This is a genomic window from Microcoleus sp. AT3-D2 (assembly GCF_036705715.1).
Taxonomy (GTDB): Bacteria; Cyanobacteriota; Cyanobacteriia; order Cyanobacteriales; family Microcoleaceae; genus Microcoleus.
In genome coordinates this window covers 1-14,289 of sequence record NZ_JAUBVE010000008.1, presented here as the reverse complement: position 1 = coordinate 14,289, position 14,289 = coordinate 1, and the positions used below count along the sequence as shown (strand labels likewise).

Sequence of the window (14,289 nt, the reverse complement as noted above, 5' to 3'; positions counted from 1 at the left end):
ATCCCACCCCCAGCGCTAAGCAAAATTTTGAATGTAGAGATTGTCACAGGCAGTTTTTTCACAACCAGAGACATCAACCGATTGGAGAAGAAACCAAATAATTGAGCGATCGGCTTTTATTAGAAAAAATATCTTGAGTCGCAATTGTCAAAGTCACGAGGGTGTCCCCCCGTTATTTCCAATACTATGTGTTTTTCAACAATTAGCATCAGTCGCCCGGAAAATTCAAGTAAAGTCAAAAAAACCAGGCAAGCTAACGATCCAACGTGATGAAATGTAGTCGTTTGTAGGCAATAAGGGGAACAAGCAGTGGAAAGAGCGGTCAATTGATGGCTTAACCAAAGAAATTCTAGCGATTTATAGCAATCCTACATGAGTCGTAAATTTTTTACCCCACCCCAACCCTCCCCTTGGTAAGGGGAGGGAGTAAGAAATTCACAAATGATGCGAGGATTGCTATATATAGGAAGTCGAGTTGAAATGGGTGCTAAAGGTTTTTGGGATTCCCTCCCAGTAGTTGACAGACAATGTGCCGTCTATTATACAGATTTTTGGGCAGGCTCAAAAAAAAATCCTTCCCCAGCGACACAAATCTCTGGGGAAAGATACTAGCAAAACTTCTGATATCGAAAGATTCAATAACACCCTTCAGCAAAGGATATCTCGTTTGATAAGAAAGACTTTGTTCTTATCTATCTCTAAATATCTCCAATTATGTTGGTGCATTCTGGTATTTTATCCATGATTACAAGGCTTCTTTACCCCTAAAAATGTTTAGGATTTTTCGTTGCTATGCAGGACTACCAGACTTTGTTCTCATGATTTTGGAGAGTCATTTATCTACTTCCCCTTACCCTTCCGGGCTACAAACTCCCGCAGCCGGAGTAAACTAGCGGTTTGCCCCAAATTCAGCGGCAGCAGCGACACTCCCTCCAACCGAGACTGCACCCAACCATCGCCCCAATACCACTCGTGAAATCCGTCAATTCCCTGACTCAACAACAGCCGCAGACAATTGTGTTCAACAATATCAACGTGATGCTGAACTGCCACGGGGCCTAGCCAACTTGTAAAGGTCAAACCTTGAGCAAATTCTTCCGGCAAACCGCTAGACAACTGCTGCGGCCACAGCCACTGTTGCAATTGACTCGGACGCAACAAGCTGTCTCTAATCGCTGTTTCGGAAGCTTCAAGCTCAATCCGCAGGTTGCTTTGTTGAAAATTACCGAGCATAAGAATTTTAGATATAACTGCAAGTAACTTTAATGTAACTTATTGGACTGGTTCTAAGTAAAATGTTGCACCATTCGTGTGAAGTAGGGGCGGGTTCACCAACCATCTCTAACTCTCACCAACAATTAAAATAAACCCGCCCCACCTAAAAACCCCCAATTGACATTGGTGCAACATCTCAGTTTTCACCGAGTATCCCGATCGAACATCATATCAAGTCCGGTTGATTAACCGCGATCGGCGAGGTCGGGGCGGGTTTACGAGATTATTAGTTTTAGGCACTGATGGTTGGCGAACCCACCCCTACAGTGGTTTGACGGAGGGTGCGATACGTGCGATCGCACATCACCGCCCATCCACCTTCATCTACACTAAAAAATTTAAGATATTTGATCGCACGTATCGCCCGAAACCCGATTTTCGTATCGAACTGTTAAGCTCTGTTTCATTTCATTGAAATCTTCCCTGCTTCACGCCACCGCATCCAAAGTCCGTGATACCATCACACCTGAGTAATGCCTATAGAAAAAAACTGGAGAGAAAAGCTTTGACACTAAGGGTTGCAGTAGTAGGTTCAGGCCCTGCGGGTTCTTCCGCCGCCGAAACATTGGTAAAAGCAGGCATCGAAACATACCTATTCGAGCGTAAATTAGACAACGCCAAACCCTGCGGTGGGGCGATTCCCCTGTGCATGGTCAGCGAATTTGACTTGCCGCAAAGTATTATTGACCGCCAAGTCAGAAAAATGAAAATGATCTCCCCCTCCAACGTCGAGGTGGACATCAATATTGAAAACGCACACGAATACATCGGTATGTGCCGTCGCGAAGTGCTCGACGGCTTCATGCGCGATCGGGCCGCTTCGTTGGGTGCAAAACTGATTAACGGCACCGTTCACAAATTAGAGATTCCCGGCAACAATACAGACCCCTACACTCTCCACTATGCCGACCACTCCGACGGCAGCGCAATGGGAATTCAGAAAACTCTGAAGGTGGATTTGGTAATTGGGGCTGACGGCGCTAACTCTCGCGTAGCAAAGGCGATCGACGCTGGTGATTACAATTATGCGATCGCCTTCCAAGAGCGCATCCGCCTGCCAGAAGATAAAATGGCTTACTACCACGACTTAGCCGAAATGTACGTCGGCGATGACGTATCTACCGACTTCTACGCTTGGGTGTTCCCCAAATACGACCACGTAGCCGTCGGCACCGGCACGATGAAAGTCAATCAAGCCAGTATCAAAAAGCTGCAAGCAGGCATCCGCGCCCGCGCTGCCAAAAAATTGATGGGCGGTGAGATTATTAAAGTGGAAGCTCACCCCATCCCGGAACATCCGCGTCCCCGCCGGGTCGTCGGCCGAGTTGCTCTCGTAGGCGATGCTGCAGGTTACGTTACCAAGTCTTCTGGCGAAGGTATCTATTTTGCCGCCAAGTCTGGCCGGATGTGCGCCGAAACTATTGTGGAGATTTCCAATAAAGGCGCGCGCATTCCGACTGAAGAGGAAATTAAGATTTACCTGAAGCGGTGGGATAAAGCCTACGGCATTACTTACAAAGTTCTCGACATTTTGCAGCGCGTTTTCTACCGTTCCGATGCTACTCGCGAAGCTTTTGTGGAAATGTGTGCCGATCGCGATGTGCAGAAACTCACATTCGATAGCTACTTGTATAAAACCGTAGTACCGGCTAATCCCTTCATTCAGATGAAGATTACCGCCAAAACCATTGGTAGCTTGTTGCGTGGTAATGCTTTAGCGCCTTAATTCCCGGCGGGTAAGCGCACTTTGTATAAAAAAAGCGGGCAGTCACAAAACTGCTCGCTTTTTTTAGATCTAAGATAACGAACCGCGAAGGCGCTAAGGGCGCGTTCGGCGAAGCCGTTCCCGTTCCCCGCAGGGGTTCCCGAAGGGTAGGGTAGGAAGAGGAAGAAGAAGAATTGTTAGTTCAAGTTCAACTGCACTAAGGTATCGGGGGCGAGGAAGTGGGAAATGTGATAAGCCCGTTCCTCGGTTTTTAGCAGGATTTTTTCGTAGAGGTAGCGGGTAGCTCGATCGCCCAAACTTTCTGCTTGTCCTGCTTGACGCCGCAGCAAACCGATAATAGCTTGTTCCGCTGTCAAATCGTGTTCTAGCATTTGGCGGCAGGAATACACGCCGTCGGCTTCAGGCTCAAAACAGCACAACTCGGCTAACTTGCTAAAGCTAGCTGCTGGTATGCCGCCCAACCCGTTTAACCGTTCGCCCAACTCGTGGACGCTATCTTGAGCTTCTCCGTAGCTTTCTTCAAAGAATTTGTGCAAGGAGTAAAATTCTGCCCCTTCCACCACAAAATGATGTTTTTGATATTGCAGGTATAGAGCCTGAAAACTGGCCAGCAGCGCGTTCATCCCTTCACAAATCGGTGCTGTGACTGAATGTTCCAGTAGAACTGGGTTTTCGGCTATGTGGCCAAATGGTCTCAATGCACTCTGAGTCTCAGCCATGTGTGTTCTCCTCTCAATAGGCACTTTTGTTGCCAATAGAGTCAGTCTAGCACCCTAGATTTACCCGTCAAGCAGCGTCTGCCTCGATAGTAGAAGATTTTGTAGAGTAGGAAATTTTTTTTCTAAACCTATTGAGAATTATTAGCAGTTGGGTTATGCTTGAACAAGATCCTCGTTCTGAACGCTTCCTGAAAGTGGGGCGAACCTTCTGAAGGCAGAAGGCAGAAGGCAAAAGGCAGAATTTTTCAGGAAGGGCTTTTGATCATCTTTGATGTTCTGCTGAAATCTGGCTTTTAACTTCTACCCGCTACCAGTCAGGGTAAAAATTAATGCAAATTATTACTGTTGTTAAAAAATGAATCCAGCAGATCCAGAATTAGAAGTTTGTGACATTGTGCAAGTTAGTTGGCTAGATAGGTGGCAAGTTTACAAACGCTTGCAAGAACTAGAAATTCCCTGCTGGTGTGCGGTTGACCAACCTTTGCGGGCAAAAGTCAACACTGTCAAACAAGCGGCTCAGTTAATGAGCGTGTTGAGGCAAGTCAGTGCCCCTCGATGCGAACTGGTGCAGTGGCTGGAATACTGCTGGCAAAGGGGCTAAAGGTAGAAGGAAGTTCGGCAACGAGCAGTGTAGAAGATGTAACGGATGTAACGGATTTAAAGGAGTCATAAAAATGTATAAATCTGGCAAGCAAGTTTCCGAATTCAGTTTAGAGGGAGAAATCCTCGCCCTGATGGTTGAAGATGGCTGCAAACTTAAATATTTGCGAATTAGCAGCGATCGGGGAGTAGAATATCTTGTTAAACTTTGCAAGGAATTACGGGCATTTCTGTTACCTGTTTTGACACCGGGGTTGAGAGTTCAAGTTGTAGGTGAGAAAGAACTCAATTTGAAAAACGGTAAAATAAAACTTAAAGCTCGCAGCCTCAAGCTGGCTCAAGGTCAAAATGATCGATCGCACGAACTGCTTGACTCCACCAATGGGCCTGTTGCGGTATTGACATCGGACGATCGCGCGATCGGCAAAACCGAAGTCAGCTCTCCCACAGCAGCTCAAACTGTAAAATCTCCGGCAAAAACCCAAACCAAAATATTAGTATGTCAAAAATCAGACTGCCTGAAGCGGGGCGCTGGAGGAGTTTGTAAAGCTTTAGAAAATGCTTTGAATGCGCGCGGTTTAGAAGACAAAGTGACAGTACAGGGAACCGGATGTCTCAAACAGTGCAAAGCCGGCCCAAATATAGTTGTGATGCCGGACAAAACTCGCTACAGCCGCATTGCACCGGCAGAAGTTCCAGCAATCATTGACAAACATTGTGCAGTTGTTAAAGCTTAGGCGATCGCCCGGATGCCGAAACAGTGCGTTAGAGATCGGGAAAAATTATTTTAATAGGACTCTGGGCGAAAAACTCACAGGCCCATCTTACGCCTTAATTTGAGTTCGGGTTGTAGTTCGATCGCGCCACTCGATTTAGAGGCTATTGTCCGAAAAAACAGAAAAAATGACAACAACTATCACTTAGGGGCTTCCTTCGGGAGAATATCTAAGGATAGACTGTATCTGAGACCCTGTGAGTATTGGGATAAAAAGCCATGTCAGAAGCTGATCTTCGAGCCCATCAGCACCAATCGCACCCTGCTGTTCCATCCGATACCGAACCATTGCAGTCAGATTTTGCTGCTACTGGGGGTTTTGAGCCGATCGCCCCCGATGCGACAGACACTCCCGCAACGGTTCCCCAACAGCCAGAAGAAGACTGGCAAACAGTAGATTTTCCCAACGCCATCAGCGTAGATGCAATTCCCACAAAACCTGAAACAAAAAATTCGCAATCTCCGACACAGCCGGCGGAGGCGGGCTCGCCCCCGATTTCAGACAATCTAAAAAATATGCTTGGGAATGCCGAACAGGCCAAGGGCAAAGGATCGACCCCAGTCACCCTTATGCAAGCGCTGCACGAATGCAACCGCGACCTTTTACAGCGCATCGCGCAGCTAGAAACAGCTCTCGAAGAGTCCCAAAAAACATTGCAGAATCGCGAAACTTTGCTAGAACAGCGGACTGCAGAACTCGAAAATACTCAAGAACAATTGACGCGGCTGTTTGGCAAAGTGGAAGTTTCCCATCAAACCCTCCAAAGTCAAGAAATTTTAGTCGAAAGTTTAAGAAGTCAGTTGGCAACCAGCCAAGTCAGGCTAGCGACTGTTGAGCGAGAATGTGCGTCTACTGTGCAGCGCTACAACGAACAGTTACACCAGTTAGTAGCCACAGAAAATATTTGCAGGGAATTGCGAGCCCGCTTGCACCGCCAGCAGCGCCATACTCTGCAATTCAAAGCTGCCTTGGAAAGAAGTTTGGATAGGCCCCAGGTAAAGTCGCCGAGGATCGAGCCGCCTGACAATAATCTGGACACCGCCAGCGCACAATTAGAATCTTTGCTCGCGGCGGTCAAAAGCTCTCAAGTTCCGCTGCCGCCAGCCTTCAACGCTTCCCCTGTCCAACCTTGGTCGGAACCAGAAGAGCTTCCAGAGGTAGCCGCTGCTGCCGAGGCGATCGAGCCTGAATCCCCAGCCCCTCTAGAACTCAACAAATTAGCCGAGGTATCCGGCATTCAATTGCAGAAGAGCGAAACCTACCAGCCTGATGAGCCGGCCACTGACTCGGCCGAACCGGTGGCGGAACCTGAACTGCCGATGGCTGAGTCTGAACCCGAAACTGCTACCAAAGTGGACGCCCAAGAATTGGCTAGGGCTTTTCAAATTTTGAACTCTGTTGAAACCTTTGGCATTCAAGAAGTGCGATCGAGTGTGGCAAAACCTAGAGCAGTCGCCCAACCAGACTGGCTGAGCTTGATTGCCAGTCCGCTGCGGGCTTCTAAAAAACGTCGATCGCTAGCTGAAATTGAATTGCCGAGTTTTCGATAGCGAACTGATATCATTTCCGGTAACACCGGAATGATGTTGACGGTTGACGGTTGACGGTTGACGGTTGACAGTCAACAGTGAACAGTCAACAGTGAACTCGAATTTACTATTCCGATGCTTACGGATTGGATATGAGAGTTGCTAGTTTTGAGTTAAAACTCAAAACTCAACACTCTTTTCTCCCCTTTCCCATGCCGTAGGTGAGAGCATAGCTGGTAGCCAACAGCCACAGCCAAACAGCCGGATACCGGGGCTCCAACCAAGGCTGTACCCTGCGGGCGAAGCTGGGAAGCCATCCGAACAGCAAACTGGCCAAAGCCAGCAGAGTAAAATTCAAGTAACTTCCCAGCCAGCGCCAAATATCCCCCAAGGTGACAAAATCTAAAATCCACAAAAGGAGAGAAGGGTTTTTTCCGGCTGCTTCGATCGCCAGTCGATTGAAAGTTAGCCAGTCAGTTCTGTCTTTAATAAAAGTTTCGGCTACGGCGAGTTTTTGTGCTGCCAAAATACCGAAAAAGGTATTGAGAATTGAATTAATTCTTTGAGGTGGCAAACTGCTCCCGGTAGGAACCATCATCCCTTTAGAAAATAGCCAAGTTACTGAAACATTGCTCTGGTAGGCGCGAATTTGGTTTAAGTGATTTGCCGTTAACAAATTGTGCTTTAAAGCAGTATCCAACAGGTCTGTTAAGCGAAAAAGATTGCGGACGAGGGAGCCGAAGCCGGTGAAAACGAGGGGAGATTGCAAGGATGCTGCGTCGCCGATCGAGATTAGGCGATTGATCGCCACGGAGCGATCGCTGCTGTTGCTGCTAAAATGCCCCGGAATATAACCAAATGTCGGTTTTTTCCACACCAATTTATCGACATCGCAGCGGCGGTATTCCGGCAAAATTGCGAAAAAATCTTCGTACATTTCCAGCAAAGAACCGGGATTATCGGGATGTACTTGGTGGTAGTGAAATAGATAAACTGTCAATTCTGTGCCGGCGCCGGGAAACAACTCCCAAATGAGCTGGCGCCCTCGGGAAATGTCCCCGTGAGTGTAGAGCACATCCCCGTAATCGGAATCCCATACTCCCGGCTCAAATCCTCCGTCGATCACTGCTCCCACTGTCGGACAAACGCTGTCAAAAGTCCGCCCTTCGTTCAATTGCCAAGCGATCGGAGAAGCCGAACCCATTGCATCCACCAGCAGCCGTCCTAATGCAGTGCGATCGGCTTTTGTCGGCAAGTGGCGACCCTGAACTACTACTTTTTCCGCTTCAACATCGGCTCTGATAAAATCAGTTTCGTCCCAGATTTCCCCGCCAGCTTCTGTTAGCTTCAATCCCGCTAAATTCAGCAATTTCTCTCCGTCCAAAGCTACATTTAGTACCTTCGGTGTGTGCAGAACTGGCGCTTTAGCCACGAGCGGATTGTTAGCATCAAAAAACTTGTTGTAGCCATCTTTGTATTCTCTGGCAATCAAAGTTTCGATTTCTGCAGCAGTAAATAAACCCAAATCAATTAAGCTTTGAATTTCGTCCCGCGAAATATTCCACTCGCGATTCATCCGCCCGAAAGGCATTCGCTCAACTAGCAGCACCCGGTAGCCCAATCTCGCCATGACTGCGGCGTGAATCACTCCTAATGCCCCGCCAATATAAATTAAGTCATAAAAATTATCGCCAGAATCAGACACCGAAATTGTGCCTTCTGCCTTCTTCCCTGTTCCCTCTTCCTTCTTCCCTCTTCCTTCTTCCTTCTTCCCTGTTCCCTCTTCCTTCAAAAACACTACTTGTTTTGGCGTTTGAGGATTGCGAGTGCCTTCGCGCCAACGCTGTTCCCACCAGTAGACGCGCTTGAGGTCGTATTCGCCTTGAGGCATTTTTTGGAAGTATTTGACGGTGAGGGGGTAATAGGGGGCAAGAGCCTCAAAAATTGACTGTTTGGAGAGGTCTATGACAGGGGGTTCTCGGTAGCGATCGGGAAACTTGTTTCTCACAGCAAGATTCAGAGCTTCCAGGAACTTTTTTTCTCCCGCAGGCGCCTCTTCTATACGAAAGACTTTTAAATAAGTGGTGCGTTGCAGTGACCAGACAAAGGTAGAAAGTTCTGTCGATCGCCAATTTTGGTTTCCTGAATTGGTGTCAGCCAAGGTGGGTTTTGGATTGGCATTTTGAGTTTCAGGCTTCTGAACGTCGGCTGTTGTGTCTGGTGAAAGTAGGCGAAAGCCGTCAGCAGTAATAATTTTTTCTCCGATTCCGGGATCGAATTCGTGCTGCAACCAAGTGCAGACGGCTGCTGTATCCGGTGTCGGGACTTCTAGATAAAGAATTTCTTGCATGATTAGGCTCTCAATTCTGAATAAATTAATAAAGATGGGGGAGTTGACAAGGGAGCAAAGTAGGCTATACTCCCGAATACTTATTGAGTTTTAAATAAGTTTACAATGTTCTCAGATTTTTAGGTTTTTGATCGCTCTTGCTCTGGGTTGGCCCGCAGTGGCTGAATATCTACTCCTTTCGGTATGCACTTCTATGAATTATCCCATTCCTACGAATCCTCAAGAAATGATTGCTTTGCGACAGCAGCCGCTGAATGAAGAATTGGTGGCGTCGGCGATCGCGGGTGTGATTCAAATAGCTCGATCGCGATCTCAGTCTTTGGATGAATTAAAGGCTGAGGTGCTCGCGGACGACAATCTGCTCGATTTTGCTCAGAGGCTATGGCTGAGTGATATTGTGGCTCAAGCTTGGAACAATTTGCCTTAAATTTTCCCCATCCAAACCACCCTCCCGAACGATCGCGTTCGACGGGGAAGGGTGAGCGATCGAGCCGGCGACAACAAGCTGATGAAAGCTACATTGTCCCGGAGAATTTGTGACCTTGTAAAAATTATGGTTAAGTCATTGTTAAATTTATCAATATTGAGCAAATTTCATAAATTGGCTCCCAGTTTCATAGGTTAGCTGCATCGATCAAATATTTTAATATGCCAATAATTTTACTAATATTATCAATAAAATAATCATTTAAATCAACTTCCATAATTTGATTACTAAGCCGTAAAAATTTCCAATTAGTCCCTGTTGTGACCACTCCATATATTTCGGAAATATTATTATTTCTTTTTTCATTAAATATTTGAGCGGCAATCATTTCTGCCATACATTGTGGAAGCCCAGCTTGGATATTATCATTTTTAGCTTCTACTAAGGCGACAACAGGGGCTTTGATTAGCAGTTGTTCGGGAGAACGACTAATCATAAAATCACAGAAACCCGTTAAGCCTTTTTCTAAATCTACATTAAACTCTTTTCCTGAAAAAAAGCTAATTTGATACTTAAACTGCTTCCTAATTTCTACTAAAATAGGTGTGACAATTAATTCGGAGCGAGCTTTTTCCGTATTAATTGCTAAAGCCAAAGAAATATTTTCTTGCAGAGTTTGGCTGAGAAGCTCGCTATACTCGGCGTCGGGTAAATCGGCAAAAATACCAACTTTGTCAGCAATGGTTATGCCAAAGTTGGTTTCAATCATTTCTAGGTTGGTGAATTGGCTGTATGACATTTTTATTGCGAGTCCAGGAAAACTTGACCATCAAAAATGAAAAAATATTGTTGTCATTTTAACATATTTGATGCTCGTTTTAAAGTAATTTGGTATGAGTAACTTGGCGACTAACGCAACTCAACTTCTCGCTTGACTTCTGTCAAAACTCGATCGCCCCGCGTCAACCGATATTCGGCCCGCCAAACTCCGGGAGTCAGAGGAGAATTTGTACTGTTTCTTTTGCCCACATAACCCAACCAAGTGCGGCTGGGGGCTTTAATTTCATTGGTATGATCGGCGATGGTTGTGCCGTTGGGTGCAAATAATTTGTATTGTTCGCGATCGCCCTTGAGCACTCCGTAACTTTGCACCCAAAACAACAAAGCTGGACTGTTTGCAGGGAGTTGAGTCTCTGAAAATTGTCCTTCCCAGACAGCGTTAATATCGGGCGGCTTATTGGCAAAACCGGCCCTAATTAAACCTGTGGAAATATAGTCTAGAGGCTTGTCCCAAATTGGATTGCGGGCGATGTTGCAGCCTGCCTTCGCGTCGGGCCCGACAAAGGGATCTACGGGTTTGCCTTGATAGCGAAAAGTTACGTGTACGTGGGGGAAAGATGCCATCCCAGAGTTTCCCACCATGCCCAAAACAGTGCCTTTTTGTACCTGCGTATCTGGTTTGACGGCAACGCTGCCTTTGCGGAGGTGGCAGTATTGGGCTTCCCAACCACCGCCGTGGTCGATTACCATGCCGTTGCCACATTCTGTGCCTGCGATGTTGGCTTTTTCTGTATCGTTTTGTAAACGCCGATCGACCACACCATCTCGTGCTCGCAAAACTTTGCCTGCAGCGGAGGCGATAACTGGAACTCCTTTTGCCATTGCTTTGGCGTCGGGAATCGCAAAATCTGTGCCGTCGTGGCCGTCGTAGGTTTGACGCCCGCAGCCAAAATCGACGGCGGTGGGGCCGGGTTCTCGATCGAAATACAGCAATACAAAACAGTCTTTGCCTAGGGTACAGTCGATCGGCTGGCCGAATTGCGGGTTGTTGGGCTTTTGGGCGACTGCGGTCGAGACGAGACGCTGGGCGATCGTGTTGGCTTCGGCGATCGGGGCATTGACTCCGGTTGTGCTAGCACAGCTAGACAGACTTGTCAACCCCAAGGTCAACAAAATTGCAGAAATGTGTTTTGTGGATAGTATAGTCATTCGCCGATTGGATGTAAAAGCTGAGGTGGGTAGTGAAAAATCAATTAATGGTTCAGAATATAGTTGCTTAAGAATCTAGACGATTGGTAAGACGTTTTCGTTTCCGATACTTGTGGTATTATTTTCAGTTGGAAATTTTCAAATTTTAATTACTTAGAAAATGCGTTCTAAAATTCGATCGCTCATTTCGATAATTCGGCTGGCCGGGCTTGCTGTTGCGGCTTTGGCGATGTGGGGATTTGCCACTATTGCCGAAGAGGTGTTAGAAAAAGAAAGTTACGCTTTCGATACCTTTATTTTACTAGCTCTGAGGCAATTGCACACTCCGCTGCGCGATCAAATAATGCTGGGCTTTACCTTTTTGGGAGAGCCTAATTTGCTGGTAGTGATTTGTCTGAGCTTGGGTATTGTTTTGTTAGCGCGCAATCACCGATCGGAAGCCGCAACTATTGCGCTCGCCGGTGGGGGGGCGATCGGTTTAAACTTACTATTAAAAAGACTTTTTGCCCGCGCTCGACCTCAACTTTGGGAGCGCGTTGTTGACGTTCGCTTTTACAGTTTTCCTAGCGGGCACGCAATGATTTCAATGGTTATTTACGGTTTGTTAGGATATTTCTTGGGTGCACGCTTTCCCAAGCAGCGCTGGTCGATTTACATCTTGACAGTTGTATTAATTGCTGCTATTGGTCTGAGCCGACTTTACCTAGGAGTTCACTGGCCTACCGATGTTATTGCTGGTTATACGGCTGGTTTGGTGTGGCTAATTACCTGTATTATTACTTTGGAAATATGGAAGGAATTGCGTTCTTTGACTACGGCTGCTAAAGAGGAGTTTTTGTCACAGGGCAATTCTCGAGAATAATTTTGAAATTTTTACTCAATACTGACTATTTGCTTTTGGGTAAAACACATTGCAATTCCTTTTTCGTAGTAAGCAGCCTCGTTAATGAAAATGGGATAAACGGTTGATTTACCTTCATAGAATACCGACTCACCATCCAAGGTCAAAAACATCGGATCGCCGGGATTTAGGGCTTGATAATCTCTGGATTGCAGATGGGGATGAATCATTGCCTGAATTTCTCTGTTCTCGTTTCTGGGATAGTCGATCGCCCCAATGGTGTGATAAATAGTCAGGGGATTCTTTGCAGCAGGCATTGTGCCTTGATTGTAGGCTTCTACGCCGTCTAAGATTCGGCAGACAACTTGCTCAGTTTGCTGAAATAAAGACGCATCTAATACGCCTTGCGGCACTGCACCAACTTCCAGCGTACCACCTAATTCGGAAAGCGATCGCAGCAAAGGACTATCATGATTCTTGGTTGTTGTAGAAGCGAGTACCTTGAGGTGGGGATACACAGAGGTTAAATAAGCTGCTAGTTGCAGGTTAAATGGATGATGGCTGGCGAGAATAAATGTTAGCCCCATGTTGGATGTGGTGCTGTGCAAATCGATAATTACGTTGGGCAGATGTGTGTTTTTTGAGCTAAATATGCGGTAAATTTCTTTCGCCCGCTGCGCTTCATAGCTGGAGAGATGGGGATTTTCTAAATCTTCCTGTCGAAAGCAGCGGTTGAGGTCGATATCGACGTAGCGTGTCACGATTTCGCAAGCTTTGGGATTGGCTAGCAGGGTGATTGTTTCAAAAGTCGATCGCCCAATTAACTCTGGCGCGCGATCGAATTTCTTCACGAGGTAAATTCCTGTGAGTTCGTTTCCGTGGGTTCCTCCCACTATGGCAACACGTTTAATTTGGTTCATAAACAAATAACTTCCTATCCCAACTGCCGCAATATCTCTCGAAGTCTGTTGACTTGAGATTAATAACGTCTTACTATCCAGATTAGCTAAGGTTGTAGTATATGTCCAATATTTAATTAAGTAGTAAGCTATATTTAAAAGATATAGTAGTGGCTAATTAATGGAACTTCGACATTTGCGGTATTTTATTGCAGTAGCAGAAGAGTTAAACTTCACTCGCGCTGCAGAACGTTTACACATGGCGCAACCTCCTCTCAGCCAGCAAATTCGGGCGCTGGAAGACGAGATTGAGGTGCAGTTGTTCGATCGTACCAAGCAACCTATTCAATTAACTTGGGCGGGACAGGTTTTTTTAGAAGAAACTCGTTTGATCCTCGCGCAGGTGGACAATGCTGTCAAAACCGCAAAACGCGCCAGTCGGGGAGAAATCGGGCGTTTGATTGTCGGTTTTAACAGTTCGATGGCAAACTGTTTGTTGCCTGATATTTTGCGAGTTTATTGCGATCGATTTCCGAAAGTGGAACTGATTTGGCGGGAGTTAGCAACATCGCTGCAATTGCAAGCACTGCGCGATCGGCATTTGGATGTGGGGTTTTTCCATTTAATGTCATCAATGGTTCAAGAATCAGATTTATGTTCAGTGACGATTTGGCAAGAACCTTTGATTGCGGCACTACCAGAAAATCATCGGTTAGTTAATAAAATTCAAGTTTCTTTAAAAGAACTTGCACAGGAAGCTTTTATTCTTCCTTCTCGTCAATTTGCACCCGGTTTGTCAGAACAAATAGAACATTTGTGCCAACAATTCGGTTTTTCTCCTAATGTTATTCAAGAAGGAACAATGATGCTGACCATACTCGGCTTAGTCGCGGGGGACGTGGGAATTGCTTTGCTGCCGGCAAATGCTCAAAATATTCAACGGAAGGGCGTTATTTATAAAAGTATTGCAGAATCTACGCCAACTGTGCCGATGGCAGCGGTATGGAGGGCAAACGATAATTCGCCGATTTTGCGGGAGTTTTTGGAAGTGACAAGGGCGATGGCCAAATAGGTGGGATACCAGGGTAAGCTCATCTAATTTGGTATAAATTGTACTTGACTTTAAGGGCAAGATATGAATGAGTATCCAGTCAATAG

At 46.3% G+C, this 14,289-nt stretch carries 13 protein-coding genes and 1 pseudogene; 8 read left to right on the top strand and 6 right to left on the bottom strand.

Features of this window, described 5'->3' with window-relative positions:
* Nucleotides 1-238 precede the first annotated feature (238 nt).
* Nucleotides 239-749 (top strand): annotated as a pseudogene (locus QUB44_RS31085) (IS1 family transposase); the annotation flags it as partial.
* Between the two features lie 91 nt (nucleotides 750-840).
* On the opposite strand, the gene QUB44_RS05410 reads toward QUB44_RS31085, so the two are convergent.
* Nucleotides 841-1,233, bottom strand: coding sequence for a hypothetical protein (locus tag QUB44_RS05410; RefSeq protein WP_333156169.1), 393 nt, complete (start codon nucleotides 1,231-1,233; stop codon nucleotides 841-843).
* Nucleotides 1,234-1,780: 547 nt separating this feature from the next.
* On the opposite strand from QUB44_RS05410, the gene chlP reads away from it, so the two are divergent.
* Nucleotides 1,781-3,001 carry a geranylgeranyl reductase gene (gene chlP, locus QUB44_RS05405; RefSeq protein ID WP_172186475.1) on the top strand — a complete coding sequence of 407 codons (1,221 nt, stop codon included), beginning with the start codon at nucleotides 1,781-1,783 and terminating at the stop codon, nucleotides 2,999-3,001.
* Nucleotides 3,002-3,177: 176 nt separating this feature from the next.
* On the opposite strand, the gene QUB44_RS05400 is transcribed toward chlP, so the two are convergent.
* Nucleotides 3,178-3,720 carry a Dps family protein gene (locus QUB44_RS05400; RefSeq protein WP_333066854.1) on the bottom strand — a complete coding sequence of 181 codons (543 nt, stop codon included), beginning with the start codon at nucleotides 3,718-3,720 and terminating at the stop codon, nucleotides 3,178-3,180.
* 355 nt (nucleotides 3,721-4,075) lie between these two features.
* Between QUB44_RS05400 and QUB44_RS05395 the strand changes: the two genes are divergently transcribed.
* The 3 genes from QUB44_RS05395 (at nucleotide 4,076) to QUB44_RS05385 (ending at nucleotide 6,646) form a co-directional block, all read left to right on the top strand.
* Nucleotides 4,076-4,321: an Asr1405/Asl0597 family protein gene (locus QUB44_RS05395; protein ID WP_333085491.1), complete on the top strand. Its 246-nt coding sequence runs from the start codon at nucleotides 4,076-4,078 to the stop codon at nucleotides 4,319-4,321.
* Nucleotides 4,322-4,394: 73 nt separating this feature from the next.
* On the top strand, nucleotides 4,395-5,057 hold the full coding sequence (locus QUB44_RS05390; RefSeq protein WP_333364086.1) for a (2Fe-2S) ferredoxin domain-containing protein: 663 nt from the start codon (nucleotides 4,395-4,397) through the stop codon (nucleotides 5,055-5,057).
* A gap of 257 nt (nucleotides 5,058-5,314) precedes the next feature.
* Nucleotides 5,315-6,646 (top strand): hypothetical protein, encoded by a 1,332-nt coding sequence (locus tag QUB44_RS05385; protein WP_333364085.1) that lies wholly within the window; start codon nucleotides 5,315-5,317, stop codon nucleotides 6,644-6,646.
* Nucleotides 6,647-6,812: 166 nt separating this feature from the next.
* Here the strand turns inward: QUB44_RS05385 and QUB44_RS05380 are convergent, their stop codons facing one another.
* The gene (locus QUB44_RS05380; protein WP_333364082.1) at nucleotides 6,813-8,975 is read right to left on the bottom strand and encodes a flavin-dependent dehydrogenase; all 2,163 of its coding nucleotides are present in this window, start codon (nucleotides 8,973-8,975) and stop codon (nucleotides 6,813-6,815) included.
* A gap of 193 nt (nucleotides 8,976-9,168) precedes the next feature.
* Here QUB44_RS05380 and QUB44_RS05375 point away from each other — a divergent pair, with 193 nt between their 5' ends.
* Nucleotides 9,169-9,402 carry a hypothetical protein gene (locus QUB44_RS05375; RefSeq protein ID WP_190662685.1) on the top strand — a complete coding sequence of 78 codons (234 nt, stop codon included), beginning with the start codon at nucleotides 9,169-9,171 and terminating at the stop codon, nucleotides 9,400-9,402.
* 187 nt (nucleotides 9,403-9,589) lie between these two features.
* Here QUB44_RS05375 and QUB44_RS05370 read toward each other — a convergent pair whose 3' ends face one another.
* Together QUB44_RS05370 and QUB44_RS05365 are read right to left on the bottom strand one after the other, a co-directional pair.
* Nucleotides 9,590-10,201 (bottom strand): hypothetical protein, encoded by a 612-nt coding sequence (locus QUB44_RS05370; RefSeq protein ID WP_333364080.1) that lies wholly within the window; start codon nucleotides 10,199-10,201, stop codon nucleotides 9,590-9,592.
* Between the two features lie 110 nt (nucleotides 10,202-10,311).
* Complete coding sequence (locus QUB44_RS05365) at nucleotides 10,312-11,391, bottom strand: M23 family metallopeptidase (protein ID WP_333364079.1); 1,080 nt, start codon at nucleotides 11,389-11,391, stop codon at nucleotides 10,312-10,314.
* 160 nt (nucleotides 11,392-11,551) lie between these two features.
* Here QUB44_RS05365 and QUB44_RS05360 point away from each other — a divergent pair, with 160 nt between their 5' ends.
* The gene (locus QUB44_RS05360) at nucleotides 11,552-12,253 is read left to right on the top strand and encodes a phosphatase PAP2 family protein (RefSeq protein WP_333364076.1); all 702 of its coding nucleotides are present in this window, start codon (nucleotides 11,552-11,554) and stop codon (nucleotides 12,251-12,253) included.
* Between the two features lie 11 nt (nucleotides 12,254-12,264).
* Here the strand turns inward: QUB44_RS05360 and QUB44_RS05355 are convergent, their stop codons facing one another.
* The gene (locus QUB44_RS05355; protein ID WP_333364074.1) at nucleotides 12,265-13,152 is read right to left on the bottom strand and encodes an aspartoacylase; all 888 of its coding nucleotides are present in this window, start codon (nucleotides 13,150-13,152) and stop codon (nucleotides 12,265-12,267) included.
* A gap of 160 nt (nucleotides 13,153-13,312) precedes the next feature.
* Between QUB44_RS05355 and QUB44_RS05350 the strand changes: the two genes are divergently transcribed.
* Nucleotides 13,313-14,203: a LysR substrate-binding domain-containing protein gene (locus tag QUB44_RS05350; RefSeq protein WP_333364070.1), complete on the top strand. Its 891-nt coding sequence runs from the start codon at nucleotides 13,313-13,315 to the stop codon at nucleotides 14,201-14,203.
* Nucleotides 14,204-14,289: the final 86 nt, after the last annotated feature.

Excerpts from the sequence above, each read along its gene's own strand:
- QUB44_RS05380 (WP_333364082.1), bottom strand. The coding sequence starts at position 8,975 with ATGCAAGAAATTCTTTATCTAGAAGTCCCGACACCGGATACAGCAGCC.
- QUB44_RS05370 (WP_333364080.1), bottom strand. The coding sequence starts at position 10,201 with ATGTCATACAGCCAATTCACCAACCTAGAAATGATTGAAACCAACTTT.
- QUB44_RS05375 (WP_190662685.1), top strand. The coding sequence starts at position 9,169 with ATGAATTATCCCATTCCTACGAATCCTCAAGAAATGATTGCTTTGCGA.
- QUB44_RS05350 (WP_333364070.1), top strand. The coding sequence starts at position 13,313 with ATGGAACTTCGACATTTGCGGTATTTTATTGCAGTAGCAGAAGAGTTA.
- QUB44_RS05390 (WP_333364086.1), top strand. The coding sequence starts at position 4,395 with ATGTATAAATCTGGCAAGCAAGTTTCCGAATTCAGTTTAGAGGGAGAA.
- QUB44_RS05365 (WP_333364079.1), bottom strand. The coding sequence starts at position 11,391 with ATGACTATACTATCCACAAAACACATTTCTGCAATTTTGTTGACCTTG.
- QUB44_RS05410 (WP_333156169.1), bottom strand. The coding sequence starts at position 1,233 with ATGCTCGGTAATTTTCAACAAAGCAACCTGCGGATTGAGCTTGAAGCT.
- QUB44_RS05360 (WP_333364076.1), top strand. The coding sequence starts at position 11,552 with ATGCGTTCTAAAATTCGATCGCTCATTTCGATAATTCGGCTGGCCGGG.
- QUB44_RS05395 (WP_333085491.1), top strand. The coding sequence starts at position 4,076 with ATGAATCCAGCAGATCCAGAATTAGAAGTTTGTGACATTGTGCAAGTT.
- QUB44_RS05400 (WP_333066854.1), bottom strand. The coding sequence starts at position 3,720 with ATGGCTGAGACTCAGAGTGCATTGAGACCATTTGGCCACATAGCCGAA.
- QUB44_RS05355 (WP_333364074.1), bottom strand. The coding sequence starts at position 13,152 with ATGAACCAAATTAAACGTGTTGCCATAGTGGGAGGAACCCACGGAAAC.
- QUB44_RS05385 (WP_333364085.1), top strand. The coding sequence starts at position 5,315 with ATGTCAGAAGCTGATCTTCGAGCCCATCAGCACCAATCGCACCCTGCT.